The following is an 18,105-nucleotide window of genomic DNA, read 5'->3' as shown; positions in this document are numbered from 1 at the left end:
CCTCTCAGAGAGTGGTCGTGACGTCGTCGGGGTGCTCGTGGCTGAGGTAGGCGGCGAGCGTGGCCGAGCGGTGCGAGCGGGCCGCGCGCTCGATGTCCGCCAGCGGGGCGCCGGTCTCGATGAGGTCGAGCAGCGACTCGTGCTCGCGCACCGACTCCTGGGCGCGGCCGGGCACGAAGCTGAACGTCGAGTCGCGCAGGTGACCGAGCCGGACCCACTCCGACTCGACGAGGGCGAGCAGGCGCGGGTTCGGGCAGGCGGCGAAGAGCACCGCGTGGAACTCGTGGTTCAGCGAGGTGAAGAGCCGCGGGTCGAAGTCGTCGAGAGACTCGACGAGGCGACGGTTCAGCTCGCGCGCCGGCCGGAGGTCGTCGGCGGTCAGGTGCCGGGCAGCGAGCGCGGTAGCCGCTCCTTCGAGGAGTGCGAGCGTCTCCATGGCGTGCCGGTACTGGGAGTCGTCGATCATCGACACCCGCGCACCGACGTTCCGCTCGAACGTCACCAGGCCCTCGGCCTCCAGGCGGCGGATCGCCTCGCGTACCGGCACGACGCTCATCCCGAGCTCGTTCGCGACCGACGCGAGGACCAGGCGGTGCCCGGGCGTGAGCTCCTCGGCCGCGATCCGCTCCTTGAGCGCGTGGTACGCGTGCTGCGACTTGCTCCGCGTCGCCGACTCGCTCACCGGTTCTCGCGCCATGCGTCGAACCTCGCTCTCCACTGCGCGTCCAGGGGGAAGAGGCCGTCGAGCGGGTGCCCGGCGGCGACCTGCTCCGCGATCCAGCCGTCCTCCTCCTCCTGGGCGAGGGCGGCGTCGACCACCTCCTCCACGAGCGCCGGCGGGATGACGACGACCCCGTCCCCGTCCCCGACGACGACGTCGCCGGGCTCGACGGTCGTCCCACCGCACGCGACCGCGACGTCGACGTCCCACGGCACGTGCAGGCGGCCGAGGACGGCGGGGTGCGCACCCGCCGACCAGACCGGGATGCCGACGGCGGCGACGGCGGCGTGGTCGCGGACCCCGCCGTCGGTGACGATCCCCGCGGCGCCGCGCGCGTGCGCGCGCAGGGCGAGGATGTCGCCGAACGTGCCCGACCCGGCCTCGCCGCGCGCCTCGATGACGATGACCTCGCCCTCGTCGACGGTGTCGAACGCGCGCTTCTGGGCGTTGTAGCCGCCGCCGTGACGGGCGAACAGGTCCTCGCGGCCCGGCACGAACCGCAGGGTGCGCGCCGTGCCGACCAGCTTGGCATCGGGGTGGGTCGGCCGGACACCGTCGACCGTCACCGTGTTCAGGCCGCGCTTGCGCAGCTGGGCACTGAGCCCGGCGACGGGGGCCCGCGCGAGCTTGTCGCGCAGCTCCGCGGTGAGGCGGAACCGTGCGGGTGCGGGTTCCACGCCCCACGCCTCAGCACGCTGGACGTCGTCGACGGCGGGCAACGACCCGAGCTCGCCGTCGAACGCGCGCTCGCCCTGCGTGACGGTCGTGACGAGCAGGCCCGACGTCGGCGCACCGGGTGCGTCCGGCGCGTCGACCTCGACCTCGACGACGTCCCCGGGGACGACGACCGACGACCCGGCGGGGGTGCCGGTGAGGATGACGTCGCCCGGCTCGAGCGTGAGGTGCTGGGAGAGGTCGGCGACCACCTGTGGGAGCGTGAAGAGCAGGCCCGCCGTGGTGTCCTCCTGGCGGAGCTCGCCGTTCACCCAGGTGCGCAGCCGCAGGGCGTCCGGGACGACCGCGCGGGCGTCGACGAGGTCGGGCCCGACGGGGGTGAACCCGTCGCCCCCCTTGGACCGGACGTTGGAACCCTTGTCGTTCGCGCGCAGGTCGTAGAGACCGAGGTCGTTCGCGGCCGTGACCCACGCGACGTGGTCCCAGGCGCGGTCGAGGGGGACGCGCCGTGCGGTGGTGCCGATGACGAGGGCGATCTCGCCCTCGAACGCGAGCAGCTCCGTGCCGGGCGGCCGTTCGACGGTGCCGCCGGAGGGCGCCACCGAGCTCGACGGCTTGAAGAAGTACGACGGGTGCGCGGGGCGGCGGCCGCGCTGGTCGGCACGCGAGGCATAGCTGAGGTGGATCGCCACGATCTTGCCGGGCCGTCCGGGCAGGCCGGCGAACCTCGGGTCCGTGCTGTCGTCGGTCATGTGCGTCCTCACGTGAGTGTCCGTCGGTCCCGGGGTCAGCCGCTCGCCTGGGAGATCTCCTCCCAGAACGGTGCGACGACGGTGCCGGAGACCCGCAGGTCGAGCAGCAGGAACGGGCGTTCGCCCTCCGGTCGGGCTCGCCACTGCGTCAGCACGTCGAGGTCGTCGACGGACCGGACGATCACGCCATGGGCACCGAGGGCGGTGGCCACTCCCGCGAAGTCGACGTCGGGGATGAGCATCGGCTCCTGCGCCAGCCCCTTGCGCCCGTAGAGGTGCATCTCCGCGCTGTACGCCCCGTCGTTCCACACGACCGCGATCCCACGTCCGGCTGCGACCCGCACCGCCGACTCGAGGTCGGACAGGGCCATCAGCCCGCCACCGTCGCCGGTCGTGAGGACCACCGTCGCCTCGGGGCGCGCGAGGGCCGCCCCCATCACGCTGGGGAAGCCGAGCCCGATCGCCTGGAACGCGGTGCCGACCATCACCATCCGGTCGGGCGACGACACCGGCCAGTACATGTTGGACCAGCCCAGGAAGTGCCCGCCGTCCGAGACGACGACACGGTCCTCGGGCAGCAGCTCCGCGAGGCGCGCGGCCGCGGAGCGCGGGTCGAGCCGCCCGTCCGCGGCGATCCCGTCGCCGGGCTCGTGCCGCCTGGCCGTCGTGAGGTCGACGGACTCGCGCCACCCGCTGGGCACGACGTCGGACAGCTCCTTGAGGATCGACTCGGCGACGACGCAGGCGTCGCCTCGGACGTACCCGCCCACGTGCGGGTGCGTCGCCGCCGGCGCGACGTCGACCTGGAACACCCGGCACCCTGGCGCGAACAGCTCGCCGAACCGCATCGTGAACTGGTTGAGGGACGCGCCGACGACGACCGCGACGTCGGCCGCCCGGACGAGCTCCATCGCGCCCTCGGTCCCGAACCCGCCCGCGACCCCCAGGTCGAACTCCGACCGCGGGAAGATCCCGCGACCTAGCGCCGTCGTGACGGTCAGCGCACCGGTGGCGTCGGCGACGGCGCCGAGGGCCTCGCCCGCGCCGGCCACCCAGGCGCCCCGCCCGGCGAGGAGCAGCGGCCGACGTGCCGTGGCGAGGGCGGCGGCGATCTCCCGCACGACGCCGTCGGCGAACGCCCCGCGCACGGCGAGCGGCGCGGGCAGCCGCGGTGCGGGTGTCTCGGGCACGGGCCCGGTGTCGAGGGTCGCGACGTCGTAGGGGATCGCCAGGACGGTGGGCACCCGGTAGGTCAGCGCGTGCTCGACGGCGATGACGGTGGTCGCGGCGGCATCCGCGCGACCCACGGTGTAGGTGCGGGCACCGACCGCCGAGGCCATCGCGATCTGGTCGACGTCCCAGGGTCGCGGCCCCGAGGTCGGCTCGTCGCCGACGACGAGGACGAGCGGCACGTGGGCCTGCACGGCCTCGGCGAGCGCCGTGAGGGTGTTGGTGAACCCCGCCCCGTAGGTCGTCGTGGCCGCGGCGAGCCGACCGGACGCCCGGTGGAAGGCGTCGGCGGCGACGACGGCGCCGGCCTCGTGCCGCACGGGTGTGAAGGTGGCGCCGGTCTGGCACGTCAGGGCGTCGAGGAAGTACGCGTTGCCGTTGCCCATGACCCCGAAGACGTGGTCGACGTGGGCGGCGAGCGTGATCGCGACGTGCGCGGAAACCGTCGGCATGGAGCGGGGCCTCTCGGACCGGGGTGACCGCGTCGTTGCGGCTCGGTAGGGATAATATACGATCTGCACCACCTCGACAGCGGCGTCAGGGGAGTCCATGCAGTTCCACCACCACGGCTACGTCTCCGGCGACCCGCGCGTCCAGCCCGCGGCAGGCGTCGGCATCGACCGCCCCGACGAGCTTCCCGACGAGGTCGACGTCCTCATCGTGGGCACCGGGCCGGCGGGGATGATCGCCGCCGCGCAGCTGTCCCAGTTCCCCGAGGTCACCACCCGGATCGTCGAGCGCCGTGCGGGGAGGCTCCCGATCGGGCAGGCGGACGGCATCCAGGCGCGCAGCGTCGAGACCTTCCAGGCGTTCGGGTTCGCCGGGCGGATCGCCGAGGAGGCCTACCGCATCACCGAGATGTGCTTCTGGCACCCGGACCCCACGGACCCGTCCCGCATCGTGCGGGGCGAACGGCCCGCCGACGACCCCGGCGGCATCAGCGAGTTCCCGCACCTGATCGTGAACCAGGCCCGCGTGCTCGACTACTTCGCCGAGTACATGGCGAACGCCCCGACCCGGATGGTGCCGGACTACGGCTACGAGTTCGAAGGTCTGGTGCGGTCCGACGACCATGTCGACGTCACCCTCGTGCGGGCAGGGCAGCAGAAGGTGGTGCGAGCCAAGTACGTCTTGGGAGCGGACGGTGCTCGGAGCAAGGTGCGCAGCGCGATCGGCTGCACCATGGAGGGCAACTCGGCGTTCCACGCCTGGGGCGTCATGGACGTCCTCGCGGTCACCGACTTCCCGGACATCCGCCTCAAGTGCGCGATCCAGTCCGGTGCGGGCGGCAGCATCCTGCTCATCCCACGCGAGGGCGGCCACCTGTTCCGGATGTACGTGGACCTCGGCGAGATCGACCCCGACGCCCACCACGAGGTCCGCAGCACCACGATCGAGCAGATCATCGCCAAGGCGAACGCGATCCTGCACCCGTACACGCTCGACGTGCGCGACGTCGCCTGGCACAGCGTGTACGAGGTGGGACACCGGCTCACCGACCGGTTCGACGACGTCCCGGCGGGGGAGTCGGGCACGCGGACGCCCCGCGTGTTCATCGCCGGGGACGCGTGCCACACCCACAGCGCCAAGGCCGGCCAGGGCATGAACGTGTCCATGCAGGACGGGTTCAACCTGGCGTGGAAGCTCGGGTACGTGCTGTCGGGTCGCAGCCCCGAGAGCCTGCTCGCCACGTACTCCGCCGAGCGGCAGGTGGTCGCGCAGAACCTCATCGACTTCGACAAGGAGTGGTCCACCCTCATGGCGAAGACGCCGGAGGAGCTGGGCGACCCCGGTCGGCTCGCCGAGTTCTACGTGCGGACCACCGAGTTCCTCTTCGGGTTCATGACGCAGTACCCGCCGTCGATGGTCGTCGCCGAACCGGTCCACCAGGCGCTCGCCACCGGCTTCCCCGTCGGGAAGCGGTTCAAGTCCGCGCCCGTCGTCCGCGTCGCCGACGCGAACCCCCTGCACCTGGGCCACCAGCACCGGGCCGACGGACGCTGGCGGCTGTACGCGTTCGCCGACTCCGACGCCTCCGCAGTCCGCACGTGGGCCGAGTGGATGGCGAGCTCACCCGAGGCCCCCGCGCGCGACGTCCTCGACATCAAGGTCGTCCACCAGCAGCGGCACGTCGACGTCGACATCGCGACCGTCCCGCCGCTCTTCCTGCCGCGCACCGGCCCGTTCGAGCTCATCGACTACGAGAACGTCTTCGCCACGGACCCGGTCGACGACATCTTCGACCTGCGCGGCGTCGACCGTGGCGGCTGCGTCGTCGTCGTCCGGCCCGACCATTACGTCGCGGCGGTCCTGCCGCTCGACGCGACGGACGAGCTCGCCGCGTTCTTCCGGCAGCACCTGCTCGTCTAGGCGGAGTTCCGCGGCACGAGCCGGGCCGCCACCTCGTCGTCGAACTCGGCGAAGAATCCCGCCACCCGGTCGGTGAGCTCGCTCATGCCGTCGCACGCGAACAGGATCGGCTGGTAGTGGCTGATGTCGTAGGCGAGCGTGGCCATCTGGTCGAAGTCCACCGGACGGATGTCGGCGCCGCGGAACTCCTCGATCTCGCCGTAGGAGGAGAGCAGACCGGCTCCGTAGGCACGCAGCTCGCCGTCCTCGTACATGACGCCGAACTCGATCGTGAACCAGAAGACGTCGGCCACGTACTGCAGTCCCTCGGCGGTCTCGCACCGGCGCGCAGCCTCCCCGGCACGGCGCTTGACCTCGGCGATCGCGGGGTTCGCCAGGAGATTGCAGTGCCCCACGACCTCATGGAGGATGTCCGGCTCCGGCGTGTACAGCGGCTGCGACGGGTGGCGCAGGTACTGGGTCGAGTGGAACACCCCGTCCGCGAGCGACCCGTAGAAGACGTCGAGGGGCACGAGCCCCGCGGCCGGGTGGAGCCGGAACCCGCTGATCGGGTCCAGGCCCGCGCTGACCTCGTCCAGCTGCGGCACGTGGTCGGTGGGCAGCGCGAGGGCTTCCTTGCCCTCCAGGTAGCCGCGGATCGCGAGGCGCTCGTGCTTCGGCGCGAGCTCGCGGCAGACCGTCTCCCAGATCGCGTTCTCGGAGTCGGTGTAGTCGACGCGCGGCACCGGGTCGCCGGGCTGCCAGGCGAGTGCCGGGGCGGCGATCTCGTTCCGGCGCCGGCGGTAGGCGTCGTCGTTGGCGCCCGGGTGGTCGTCCGCGAGGTGCACGGTGGCCTTGCCGTCCTCGTCCGCGGTGACGGGGGCGTACAGCTGACCCTCTTCGAACATGCGATCCGTTCTACGCCAGAAGCGCGGGCGACGCATCCCCCACACGGGTCAGGCGCCCCCGGTCGCCCCCTCCGTCGCCTGCTGCAGCTCTCCGGCCGTCGGCGGCTCCCACTTCTGGATCGTCTGGATGAGCCAGAACGCGACGAACAACCCGAGCTCCCACAGCTCCGCGATGATCACCGCGTACTCCGAGGTGAACACCAGCTTGGCGACGACGGCGATGACGATCCCGCCGACCACCATGAGCCAGAAGATCCACTGGTACGTGCCCGTGCCGTCGCCCGTGCTCCCGGACTCCCTGCGCCTCCTCGACCCCGCCGTGGGTGGGCGCAGCGAGCCGGTCGGTGCGGGCCAGGCGTAGCTCGCGACGGCGGTCGCCATGCTGGCGACGAGCAGCAGGGCGGCCGCGAGGTGGACGTTGTCGAAGGTCGTCCCCTCGACGGTGCGCCACACGAGCAGCACGAGGAACGCGACCGCGAGGACGGTGGAGATCCGGAAGAACCACCTGGTCACGGTGTTCTTGCGCAGCTCGCGGTACGGCCAGTGACCGGTCTTCGCCTCCAGGACGAGGAACGCGGCGGTGACCAGCAGGACGGCGGTGACGGTGACACGCAGGGAGGTGACGACGTCGGCCCGCTCCTGCTCCGTCTCGAGCTTCGCGAGCGAGTGCGCCAGCTGCGTCGGGACGAACGCGACGAACAGCGCGTAGAAGCCGGCGAGGTTCAGGGCGTAGTCCTCGAGGGCCTCACCCCGGTAGGCGACGAGGCACACCGCGATCCCGACCATGCAGCCGACGAAGACGTCCCGCATCGGGCCCAGGTAGTACGCGCTGATGGAGCCCTGGATGGAGTCGAGACCGAAGGCGAACGCTGCGCCGACGAGGCCGAGGAGCAGGAGCACGGGGAGCGCGACGAGCATGGTGCGCAGGTGGCGGTATGTCTCGTGCGCGAAGTACGGGTCACCCGAGGACCTGAGCTGGTGGTGGATCGCCATGTCGCGATGCTCCCGCTCCCCGGGTTGCCCGTCCAGACGAAGGCGTGCCGGCCTCGGACGTCGAGGAAGTTGCGCAACTTAAACGGTTTATCGATAAATGTTAGCGATAACATCGCCGCGTCGCGCTGGCAACGACGCCATCGCCGCACAGGACACGCCGTGCCGGCGAGCTCCCGGCACCGCGGACGTCCCCGGAGCAAGGAGATGCACATGCGTACACGCAAGAGATGGTTCGCCGCCGTCCTCGGCGTCCTGGCGCTCACGCTCGCCACGGTGACGACCGAGGCGGTCGTGACCCCTCGACCGGCCCAGGCGCTGGACAACGGTGTTGCACGGACGCCCCCGATGGGCTGGAACACCTGGAACACGTTCGGCTGCAACATCAACGAGACCCTCATCCGCCAGATGGCCGACACGATCGTGAGCACCGGCCTGCGGGACCTGGGCTACAAGTACGTCGTCGTCGACGACTGCTGGTTCAACCCCAACCGTGACGGGCAGGGCAACCTGCAGGGTGACCCGCAGCGGTTCCCGAGCGGCATGAGGGCGCTCGGCGACTACCTGCACGCCCGCGGGCTGCTGTTCGGCATCTACCAGGGACCGCTGGACCAGACCTGCGCGCAGTACTTCGACAGCTACCCCGGCTCCACCGGAAGCCTCAACCACGAGTACCAGGACGCCCGTCAGTTCGCCGCCTGGGGTGTGGACTACCTCAAGTACGACTGGTGCTCGCCCACCGGCAGCATCTCGGAGCAGGTCTCCCGGCTGAGCATCATGCGGGACGCGCTCAAGGCCACGGGTCGGCCCATCGTCTACAGCATCAACTCGAACAGCATCCACTCCAAGACGGGGCCGCAGCGCAACTGGAGCGACGTCGCGAACCTCTGGCGGACCACCGAGGACATCACGAACGCCTGGGACACCGGCCAGACCAACGGCTACCCGATGGGCATCCAGAACATCGTCAACGTCACCGTGCCGATGGCCGGCTACGCCGCACCCGGTGGGTTCAACGACCCGGACATGATGGAGGTCGGCCGGGGTGGCATGACCGACACGGAGATGCGCAGCCACTTCGCGCTGTGGGCCGTGATGGCCTCCCCGCTCATGATGGGCAACGACCTGCGCTCGGCCAGCTCGGGAACGCTGGACATCCTCAAGAACGCCAACCTCATCGCGATCAACCAGGACACCCTCGGGAAGCAGGCGGTCCAGGTGTCCAACGACGGTACGCGTCGGGTGCTCGCCAAGCCGCTGGCCAACGGTGACGTCGCCGTCGCCCTGTTCAACCAGGGCAGCTCCACCACGACGGTCTCCACCACCGCGGCGGCGATCGGCAAGGGCGGCAGCTCGTTCACGCTGAAGGACGCGTGGACCAACGCGACCTCGACCAGCACCGGGACCATCTCCGCGAGCGTCCCGGCGCACGGCACCGTGGTCTACCGGGTCAGCGGAGGCAGCATCGTCGACCCGCCGACCCCCACCACGTTCCGGCTGCGCAGCGCGTCCGCCGGACGGTGCGTCGACGTCGACCGCGGCACGAGCACCAACGGCACCGGCACGTTGATCTGGGACTGCCACACCAACGCCAACCAGCAGTTCACTCAGGACGGTCAGACGCTGAAGGTCCTCGGCAAGTGCCTCGACGTCCCGTTGACCGCGGTCAACGGCACGCGTGTGCAGATCTGGGACTGCAACGGCGGCACCAACCAGCAGTGGACGTTCAACAGCAACGGCACGGTGAGCAACGGCCGGTTCCCGTCGCTGTGCCTCGACGTCAACGGCGGCGCGTCCGCGAACGGCACGCCCGTGATCCTCTGGTCGTGCCACGGCGGCACCAACCAGCGGTGGAGCAAGTCGTGACGGCCCAGGTCCGAGGTGCGAGGACCAGGCTGCGGTCCGTCGTCGCCGTGCTTGCCGCGCTGGTCTGCGCCGTCACGCTGCTGCCCGCAGCGCCGGCACAGGCCGACAACCCGATCGTCCAGCACCTCTACACCGCCGACCCGGCGCCGCTGGTGGTCGACGGACGGGTGTACCTGTACACGGGGCACGACGAGGACGCCTCGACGTACTTCACGATGAAGGAGTGGCGCGTCTTCTCGTCCGCCGACATGGTGAACTGGACGGACCACGGCTCCCCGATGTCGCTCGCGACCTTCTCGTGGGCGGACCTGAACGCGTGGGCCGGGCAGGTCGTCGCCCGCAACGGGAAGTACTACTGGTACGTCCCCGTGCGGCAGCGGTCGACCGGGCAGATGGTCATCGGGGTGGGCGTCTCGGACAGCCCGACCGGCCCGTTCCGCGACGCCATCGGCCGCCCGCTGGTGGGTACCAACGAGATCGACCCGACCGTCATGATCGAAGACGACGGGCAGGCGTACCTGTACTGGGGCAACCCGAACCTCTGGTACGTGAAGCTCAACGCCGACATGATCTCGTACTCCGGCAGCGCGACGAAGATCCCGCTGACCACCGCCGGGTTCGGGACCCGCACCGGCAACGTCGCCAACCGTCCGACGCTCTACGAGGAAGGGCCCTGGGTCTACAAGCGTGGCGGGCTCTACTACAACGTGTTCGCGGCGAAGTGCTGCTCGGAGTTCCTCGGCTACTCCACGTCGCCCGGTCCCACCGGGCCGTGGACGTACCGGGGGACGATCATGCCGACGCAGGGCAGCAGCTTCACCAACCACGCCGGCGTCATCGACTTCAAGGGCGGGTCGTACTTCTTCTACCACAACGGGGCGCTGCCAGGAGGTGGCGGCTACACGCGCTCCGTCGCGGTCGAGAAGTTCAGCTACAACTCCGACGGCACCATCCCGACCATCAACATGACGTCCACCGGCGCACCTGGTGTGGGCACGCTCGACCCGTACGTCCGGCAGGAGGCCGAGACGATCGCCTGGGGCTCCGGCATCGAGACGGAGCCGGCCACCGAGGGCGGCATGAACATCGGCTTCATCGAGAACGGGGACTACGTCAAGGTCAAGGGCGTCGCGTTCGGCACCGGGGCATCCTCGTTCTCCGCACGGGTAGCCTCCGCAACCTCCGGGGGCAGGATCGAGGTGCGGCTCGACGGCACCAGCGGCCCGGTCGTCGGCACCTGCACCGTCGTAGGCACCGGCGGCTGGCAGGCCTGGACGACGACCACCTGTGCGGTGTCCGGGGCGACCGGCACGCACGACCTGTACCTGCGGTTCGCCGGCGGCACGGGCAACCTGTTCAACGTGAACTGGTGGCAGTTCAGTGGCGGGGGCAGCACCACCCCGACGGCGTACCGGATCACCAACCGCAACAGCGGGCAGGTCATCGACGTCCAGCAGGCCAGCCTCGACAACCTCGCGGTCATCGGTCAGTGGACGAACAGCGGCACCGCCTGGCAGCAGTGGCGCTTCCTCGACGCCGGCAACGGCACCGTGCGGCTGCAGAGCGTGCACAGCGGCAAGTGCATCGACGTCAGCGGCGCGTCCACCGCCGACGGCGCGGCCGTGATCCAGTACACCTGCCACACCAACCCGAACCAGGCGTTCACCTGGCGATCGACCGGCGACGGCTACTCCCAGCTGGTCAACCTCAACAGCAACAAGTGTCTGACGGTGGTCAACGGCTCGACCGCCGCCGGCGCTGCCCTGGAGCAGCGGACCTGCACCACGGCGACCAGCATGCAGTGGACCCGCTCGTAAGGCGGCTCCGCTGATCTGACGCTCGGGGGCGACGGTGCAGACCGTCGCCCCCGAGCTTCGTCATTCCGAGGTCAGCGTGTCAGAGGTACCACTGCTGGTTCGCGCCGCCGTGGCAGTCCCACAGGTTCACGCGCTGCCCGTCGTGCACGGGGGTGCCGCCGACGGCGTCGAGGCAGCGTCCGGACTGGGGGTTCTTCAGCGCGCGCGTCCCGGAGTCGTAGGTCCACTTCTGGGCCCCGGTGCCGTTGCACGTCCACAGCTGCACGACGGTTCCGTTGGCGGTCCCGCCGCCGCTGACGTCGAGGCACTTGCCGAGTGCGCGGACGGTGCCGTCGGACCCACGGGTCCACTGCTGGGCGGCGTTGCCGTTGCAGCCGACGACCTGGATCGGGTTGCCGTCGTTGGTCTGCGCCCAGGGCACGTCGAGGCACAGGGAGTTCGCGACGCGGATCGTGCCGGTACCCGTGGGGAGGGAGCCGCCGCCTCCGCCGCCTCCGCCGCCCGAACCAGAGCCGTTGTCGTAGACGCGGACGTAGTCCACCTTCATCTGCTGCGGGAACTGGGTCGAGCCGTCGGGGTAGCCGGGCCACTGGCCGCCGACGGCGACGTTGAGGATGAGGAAGAACGCCTTGTCGAACACCCACGGGTTACCGCCGACGCGGGCGGTCGTGACCTGGTGGTAGACGTTCCCGTCCACGGACCACGTGATCGAGCCGGGCTTCCAGTCCACGGCGAAGGTGTGGAACGCGTCGGCGAACGACCAGTTCTGCGGGTGCTGGTACGCGCCGGTGATGCCGCTGCCGCCCGAGTAGCCGGGGCCGTGCACCGTGCCGTAGATGCGGTGCGGTTCCTTGCCGACGTTCTCCATGATGTCGATCTCGCCGGACGACGGCCACGCGTTCTGCGGGAAGTCGCCGCCGAGCATCCAGAACGCCGGCCAGATGCCCTGGCCGCGCGGGATCTGGATGCGGGCCTCGACGCGGCCGTACTTCACCTCGACCTTGTCGTTGCTCTGCAGCCGCGCGGACGTGTACGACCCGTCGCCCTCGCGCCGGGCGGTGATGACGAGGTTGCCCTGCCCGTCGAGCGCGGAGTTGTTGCGGGACGTCGTGTAGTTCTGCAGCTCGGCGTTGCCCCACCCGCCGGCCCCGGTGTCGTAGTTCCAGACGGCGGAGTCGGGGGCGCTGCCGGCGGAGCCGTTGAACTCCTGCGACCAGATGACGTCGCCGATCGCGGCCTCGGCGGGGGTCGAGGTGGAGGCCACCAGGCCGGCGGCGACGAGGGCGGCGGCTCCGAGGGCCGCGGCGAGCGTGTGTGCTCGATGGGTGGCGGTGCGTGGGCGTGCGGGATGCATCGTTGCCTCCTGGAACCGTTCGGCGAGCGGACAGCTTCGGTCGGTGACACGTGTCACGACGCTGCGCACGTGTGCGGACGACCCTGTCCGTTTTGCGGCACAGTAACGGCGAGTGTTACTGACTGGCAAGTAACTGTTACTTGTCCGCCCGGTGACTGAGGCGCCGACGGGCGACCCCGGCGAGCAGATCGGCCACCTGGACGCGCGCGTCGTCCCGCGAGTCGACCTGCCGGAACGAGCGCAACGGTGCGGGCGACGGCGAGACGGCCTGGGCGAGGTACGCCGCCAGCCCGGCCACCCGGCCAGGGGTCAACGCGCTCTGCTCGTCGTGCACGACCGCGACCGACCGCGCCCGGGCGCTCCAGAACAGCAGCGTCTCGGCGAGGGCGGGCACCAGCGGCTCCAACGGCGGGGGGAAGGCAGGATCGCCGTCGACCAGCCGACCCATCACGCGCTCGACCCGCGCGCGCGTCAGCCCACGCAGCGCCGGCACGTCGGCGGGCATCGCCGCCACGAACCGGTCGATCGCGTCGCGGTCGACCCACCGGAGCCGCTTCGTGCGGGCGAGGTCGACGAACGCGGCGAGCAGCTCGGGGTGGCTCCGGAGCGCGTGCCCGGCGGCGGAGTGGTCGCGGCCCAGGCTCGTGCCCGCTCCGTACGACGGTTCCTCCGCGAACAGGTCGAGCACCCGGGCGGCGACGAACTCGGTCTTGTCGATGACGTGGACGTGGGCGCGGCCGCGCAGCGTCGCGAGGAACCACTCCAGCGCCGGACGCTGGTCGGCCCGCAGCAGCCGCCCGGCCTTGTACTCGGACGCGCCGCCGGGCGGCGACCGCAGCAGGGCGACCACGTCGGTGGCCTCCGACAGGGACAGGTCTGTGCTCGCATGGACGAGCACGGGGGAGAGGGGGTCGAGGAGGTTGCTGCCGGAGAACCCGGACTCGTCACACGCGATCTCGACCCACGACGAAGGGAGGGTCATGGGGCTGCTTCCGGCCGTCGGGGCGCGCACAGGTACCCGTCGTGGGGACGGGCGCGATCAGGTGGGCAGACCCGAGATCAGTGATCGGCAGCGGCCGGAGCGGACATGCGACCCATGCTCACCTGGCGTCGGCCGGCGCGCCAGCCGTTTCCGACGGTCCGGATCAGCGCATGCCCTCTGCGGCGAGCGCGTCCCTCAGCACCCCGACCAGGGCGTCGAGCTGGACGTCGGTCGACGAGGTGAGGTCCTCGTCCCCCGCACCGTCCAGCGCCCGGGCCGCGAGCCCCGACTTGCTGTCGATCAGCTCGGCGATCCGGGCGTCGATGGTCTGCGCGGCGATGATCCGCCACGCGGTGACCGGCTCGTCCTGGCCGATCCGGTGGATCCGGTCGATGGCCTGGGTCTGCTCCGCGTGGGTCCAGGACAGCTCGGCCAGCACCAGGTTGGACGCGACCTGGAGGTTCAGCCCCACGCCGGCGGCCGTCAGGGAGCACACGACGATCTGCACATCCGGGTCGTCGACGAAGGCGGCGACGTTCTTGTTGCGCGTCCTCGTCGTCTGGTCGCCGCGGATCGAGGCGTACCGGATGCCGCGGTCCGCGAAGGTCTGCTCGGCCTGGTCCATCACGTCGACGTGCTTGGCGAAGAACACGACCTTGCCGACGTTGCGGGCGAGCTGCGCCGCGTAGTCGGCGGCCAGCCCGGCCTTGGCCTGGCCGATCCGGCGGACCATCGTGAAGACGTTCTCACCGCCGGCCTTCGAGCTCGCGTCCTTCAGCTCCGCCGCCGCGACCCTGCGCACGAGCTCGTCGTCGATCTCGTCCTCGCCCGCGCCGCCGGACCGCACGTCCACGGCCGACCGGTAGCGGGCGACCATCTGGGCTGCGAGCGCGGCCTCGGCGGCGCGGATCGAGCGGCCTGCCGCGCCGTCGAGCTCGACCGGCAGGTCCGCCACCCGGCGCGCGGGGATGTCCGCGACCACGTCGACCTTGCGACGACGCACGATGCCCATGTCGATGACGGCGGACCGCGCTGCCGTGTAGAACCCCTGGTCGGCCGGGGTGAGACCGGAGTCCTCGAGCGCCGCCATGAGCGGTCCGAGCGGCTTCGCGTCGTCGATCCAGCCGAGGAACTGCCAGATGGCCCGGAAGTCCTCGATGTCGTTGATCAGCGGGGTGCCGGTCAGCGCCATCAGCAGCGGCCGGGCGACGCGCGCGCGGATCCGCTCGGAGAGCGCCAGGACGTGCTGCGAGCGCTGCGAGGACTTGTTCTTGATGAAGTGCGCCTCGTCGACGACCATGCCGCGGAAACCGAGGTCGCCGAGCCAGCCGACGTGCCGGTCCAGGAGTTCGTAGTTCACGATCACGACGTCCGCGAACCCGTCCATCCGGTCGCCGTCGCCGTGGACCACCGTGGGCCGGCGGAACGGCGTCCACAGCCCCACCTCGTGCGCCCAGTTCGTCTTGACCACGTTCGGCACCACGACCAGCAGCGGGTAGGCGTCGGCCGCCTGGGCGGCGAGCAGCGCCTGGGCGGTCTTGCCCAGCCCTGGCTCGTCGGCGAGCAGGAACGTGCGGTGACCTCGGGCCGTCGCGGTGACCACCTGGGCCTGGTGCGGCATCAGCTCGCGGCCGGCGGGAGTGGGCACGGGGCGGGGCTCGGGCAGCGTCATGCAGGCCGGCGCACCGGTGGCCGCGCGCTCGAAGGAGTTGAAGAGCGGGTCGAGGAGCTCCCAGCCGGCCAGCCGGCGGGCCTGCGTGGCGGTCCGCTGGGCCGCGGCCTCGAAGTCCGGGGCCAGGAACGGGTTCGCCAGCTGACGCGAGATGACCGACCTCGGCACCACCTTCGCGGCGGTGAGCGCCGGTGCCGGCTTCTCGACGGGCGCCGGCTCCTCGGGGGGCTCCAGCCCGCCCGCGCGCATGAGGGTCGCCTTGTAGGCGCGCGCCGCGTCCGTGACCCGGGCGTCCTCGGCGAGCAGCTGGAGCAGTGACGTGTCGCGGGCTGCGGTCCGGGCGAGCTGCGTCGCCACCCCGTCGAGCCGCTTGAGCTGCTTGGCGCGTCCCGACTCGCCCAGGGCTCCGTCGGCCATCACCCGGGCGCGCTCCTCGCGCACGAGCAGTGCCACGACCTGGAACTTCGTCCGGTCGGCCGGACGCATCGGCGGTCGCTGCACCGCGCGGTCGACCTGCCCGGCGACCTCGGCGAGCACCGGGATGATCCCCTGCTCGGCGGGACGCGCAGGCTGGCGCCGCTGGGCGCCTGGATCGGGGCGCGCGCCACCGGACCGGCGTTGGCGTGCTCGTGCCACATCTCCTCCTTCGCGCCGTCCGCACCGCGACCACGGCGCAGCGCGCCGTGCCACGGCCGGTCGGGCGTCGTCCTCGTGCCCGGTTGCAGGCGACCCGGACCGGGCGCCGCGTCACCGCCCGGCGTCCCCGCGTGCGCCGTCCGTGCTCGCGCCGATGGTGACACGCCGCGGGGCGTCTCGGTGCATCATCGCGGGCGACACGGGAGATCGTTGTCAGGTCGTCACCGACACGGCGGGGCGGCGCCGGCGGTTGCGACGTCCACCACAGCATCCACCAGAGCCGACCCGGAGGCCAGTGCCGCGTCGTTGTGACCTGCCCGGGGGACCACGACCTCGGTGACGGACCGGGACGCCGTCCGGGCCACCTCGGCGACCTCCCGGCTCAGGCGTGGCGGCACGGTCGCGTCGTCGGCACCGAGGACGACGGCGACCGGGACGGTCGTCCGCCGCACCGCGGCACGGACGTCGAACCGGTCGAGGAGCAGCGGGCCGACGGGCACATGGTACGCCGCGCGTGCTGCCTCGGCGAGCGTCGTGAAGGGCGAGCGGAGCACGAGCGCTGCGGGCGGGTGCTCGACGGCCAGCCCGGCCGCCACGGCCGCGCCGAGGCTCTCCCCGAGGTAGACCAGGGATGCCGCCGGGACACCGACGTCGAGCAGGTACGTCCGCGCGGCGCGCGCGTCGCGCAGGAGGCCGGCCTCCGACGGCGTCCCCGGGTTGCCTCCGTAGCCGCGGTACTCCAGGAGCAGGACCCCGAACCCGGCGTCGGCCAGTGCCGCGGCGAGCGGGACGCGGGTACCGCGATGGCCGCCGTTGCCCGGCGCGACCAGCACGGTCGCGGTGCAGCCCGCCGGCGCGGGCAGGTACCAGGCCGTGAGCCGCAGGCCGTCGGAGGTGCGCAGGGAGACCTCCTGCGCGCCCGGCAACGCCTCCGACACCCGGGGTGGGACGCTCCGGTCCGGCACGAACACGAGCGAGCGCTGGAACCCGAGGACCAGGCCGACGACGACCAGGACCCCGACGAGGACCGCGATCGCCCCCACCGGCAGCACCCGACGACCGCGCACCTGCTGGGCCATGGTCCGATCGTCGCACCCGCGGGACGCGGCTCCCAGCGATGCCCGATCGCCTCGGGAGCCTTCGCCCCGCCGGACCTGCGCCCGTCAGGGCAGTGGTGTCCCGGATCCGTGGACCCGCCTTCGTCCCGGAAGCAACGATCCTCTCGACGGCGACGCGTCAGGCGCCGCGAGGAGGTCGCAACGACGGGGTCTCGCGAGCTGTTGGCGGGCGAGAAGCTCGGCGCACCCCGTACCGTCGGGACGTGCGCACCCGGCCGCCGTGCCCGGTGCACCGGGAGGAGGCAGCCCGTGCTCGGTGCGTTCGGCTGGGGGTTGCTCGCGGCCAGCTCGCTCGTCGTGGGCGCCCTCGTGGCGCTGTTCCTGCGTATCCGGGTGCGGACCATCGGGCTGATCATGGCGTTCGGCGCCGGGGTCCTGATCAGCGCGGTCGCGTTCGACCTGGTGGAGGTCGCGGCCGCCACCTCGACGGGGAACGGCGCACTGATCGGTGGTCTGTTCGCGGGCTGCCTGGTCTTCTTCGGCGGCGACCTGCTCATCGGCCGGTTCGGCGGCGGCGACCGCAAGGACGTGAGCGGTGGGCAGCAGAGCGGGTCGGCCCTGGCGATCGTCCTCGGGACGGTCCTCGACGGCATCCCCGAGTCGATGGTCATCGGCCTGACGATCTTCCAGGGGGGCGAGGTCGGTGCCGCCTACCTCGTGGCCGTGTTCATCTCCAACCTGCCCGAGGCGATCGGCTCGACGACCGGCCTGGCGACGGCCGGGTGGAGACGCGGCCGGATCCTGTGGATGTGGGTGGCGATCGCGCTGGTGTCGGGTGCTGCCTCTGCGGCCGGCTACGGCCTCTTCCAGAACGCGTCCCCGGGGGTGCTCGCGTTCGTCCTGACCTTCGCGGCAGGCGCGATCCTCACGATGCTGGCGAACACGATGATGCCCGAGGCGTTCGACGAGGGCGGCAAGCTGGTCGGCATCGCGACGACGCTCGGCTTCGCGGTCGCGTTCGCGATCCACCTGCTCGACTAGCGACGTCGCTCTGCGGTAGGCCCAGCGGGTAGCGACAGGGAGTGACGGCGTGCC

The 18,105-nt window shown here is 71.6% G+C and carries 13 protein-coding genes; 4 read left to right on the top strand and 9 right to left on the bottom strand.

The window, feature by feature from the left end; genetic code table 11:
• Window positions 1–4: 4 nt before the first annotated feature.
• The 3 genes from ASD16_RS07780 to ASD16_RS07770 are packed head-to-tail and all read right to left on the bottom strand — an operon-like array spanning window position 5 to window position 3,830.
• Window positions 5–697 carry a GntR family transcriptional regulator gene (locus tag ASD16_RS07780; RefSeq protein ID WP_055915015.1) on the bottom strand — a complete coding sequence of 231 codons (693 nt, stop codon included), beginning with the start codon at window positions 695–697 and terminating at the stop codon, window positions 5–7.
• Window positions 679–2,148: a fumarylacetoacetate hydrolase family protein gene (locus ASD16_RS07775; RefSeq protein ID WP_055915011.1), complete on the bottom strand. Its 1,470-nt coding sequence runs from the start codon at window positions 2,146–2,148 to the stop codon at window positions 679–681. The genes ASD16_RS07780 and ASD16_RS07775 overlap by 19 nt, the downstream gene beginning before the upstream one ends.
• A 35-nt stretch (window positions 2,149–2,183) precedes the next feature.
• The gene (locus ASD16_RS07770; RefSeq protein ID WP_055915008.1) at window positions 2,184–3,830 is read right to left on the bottom strand and encodes a thiamine pyrophosphate-binding protein; all 1,647 of its coding nucleotides are present in this window, start codon (window positions 3,828–3,830) and stop codon (window positions 2,184–2,186) included.
• A gap of 97 nt (window positions 3,831–3,927) precedes the next feature.
• On the opposite strand from ASD16_RS07770, the gene ASD16_RS07765 reads away from it, so the two are divergent.
• Window positions 3,928–5,748, top strand: coding sequence for an FAD-binding monooxygenase (locus ASD16_RS07765; protein WP_055915004.1), 1,821 nt, complete (start codon window positions 3,928–3,930; stop codon window positions 5,746–5,748).
• On the opposite strand, the gene ASD16_RS07760 is transcribed toward ASD16_RS07765, so the two are convergent.
• Window positions 5,745–6,635 (bottom strand): phenylalanine 4-monooxygenase, encoded by an 891-nt coding sequence (locus tag ASD16_RS07760; RefSeq protein ID WP_055915001.1) that lies wholly within the window; start codon window positions 6,633–6,635, stop codon window positions 5,745–5,747. The genes ASD16_RS07765 and ASD16_RS07760 overlap by 4 nt on opposite strands.
• A gap of 48 nt (window positions 6,636–6,683) precedes the next feature.
• Window positions 6,684–7,628, bottom strand: coding sequence for a hypothetical protein (locus tag ASD16_RS07755; RefSeq protein ID WP_055914997.1), 945 nt, complete (start codon window positions 7,626–7,628; stop codon window positions 6,684–6,686).
• Window positions 7,629–7,838: 210 nt separating this feature from the next.
• Here ASD16_RS07755 and ASD16_RS07750 point away from each other — a divergent pair, with 210 nt between their 5' ends.
• Together ASD16_RS07750 and ASD16_RS07745 are read left to right on the top strand one after the other, a co-directional pair.
• Window positions 7,839–9,491 carry a ricin-type beta-trefoil lectin domain protein gene (locus tag ASD16_RS07750; RefSeq protein WP_055914994.1) on the top strand — a complete coding sequence of 551 codons (1,653 nt, stop codon included), beginning with the start codon at window positions 7,839–7,841 and terminating at the stop codon, window positions 9,489–9,491.
• Window positions 9,488–11,308, top strand: coding sequence for a family 43 glycosylhydrolase (locus ASD16_RS07745; RefSeq protein ID WP_235523159.1), 1,821 nt, complete (start codon window positions 9,488–9,490; stop codon window positions 11,306–11,308). The genes ASD16_RS07750 and ASD16_RS07745 overlap by 4 nt, the downstream gene beginning before the upstream one ends.
• Window positions 11,309–11,387: 79 nt before the next feature.
• Here ASD16_RS07745 and ASD16_RS07740 read toward each other — a convergent pair whose 3' ends face one another.
• From ASD16_RS07740 to ASD16_RS07725, 4 genes are all read right to left on the bottom strand, one after another.
• Window positions 11,388–12,662, bottom strand: a complete 1,275-nt coding sequence (locus ASD16_RS07740; RefSeq protein WP_055914991.1) for a glycoside hydrolase family 16 protein — start codon at window positions 12,660–12,662, stop codon at window positions 11,388–11,390.
• Between the two features lie 136 nt (window positions 12,663–12,798).
• Window positions 12,799–13,644: a hypothetical protein gene (locus tag ASD16_RS07735; RefSeq protein WP_055914989.1), complete on the bottom strand. Its 846-nt coding sequence runs from the start codon at window positions 13,642–13,644 to the stop codon at window positions 12,799–12,801.
• Between the two features lie 163 nt (window positions 13,645–13,807).
• On the bottom strand, window positions 13,808–15,952 hold the full coding sequence (locus ASD16_RS07730) for a DEAD/DEAH box helicase (protein ID WP_055914986.1): 2,145 nt from the start codon (window positions 15,950–15,952) through the stop codon (window positions 13,808–13,810).
• Between the two features lie 221 nt (window positions 15,953–16,173).
• Entirely contained in the window at window positions 16,174–17,031 is an 858-nt protein-coding gene (locus ASD16_RS07725) for an alpha/beta hydrolase (RefSeq protein ID WP_055914978.1), read from the bottom strand.
• Window positions 17,032–17,319: 288 nt separating this feature from the next.
• Between ASD16_RS07725 and ASD16_RS07720 the strand changes: the two genes are divergently transcribed.
• Window positions 17,320–18,051, top strand: coding sequence for a ZIP family metal transporter (locus tag ASD16_RS07720; protein WP_055914976.1), 732 nt, complete (start codon window positions 17,320–17,322; stop codon window positions 18,049–18,051).
• The last annotated feature ends 54 nt before the right edge of the window (window positions 18,052–18,105 follow it).

Source organism: Cellulomonas sp. Root485 (genome assembly GCF_001426705.1).
Taxonomy (GTDB): Bacteria; Actinomycetota; Actinomycetes; order Actinomycetales; family Cellulomonadaceae; genus Cellulomonas.
Note: the sequence above shows the minus strand (reverse complement) of the source record. Positions and strands in the feature narration are given on the sequence as shown.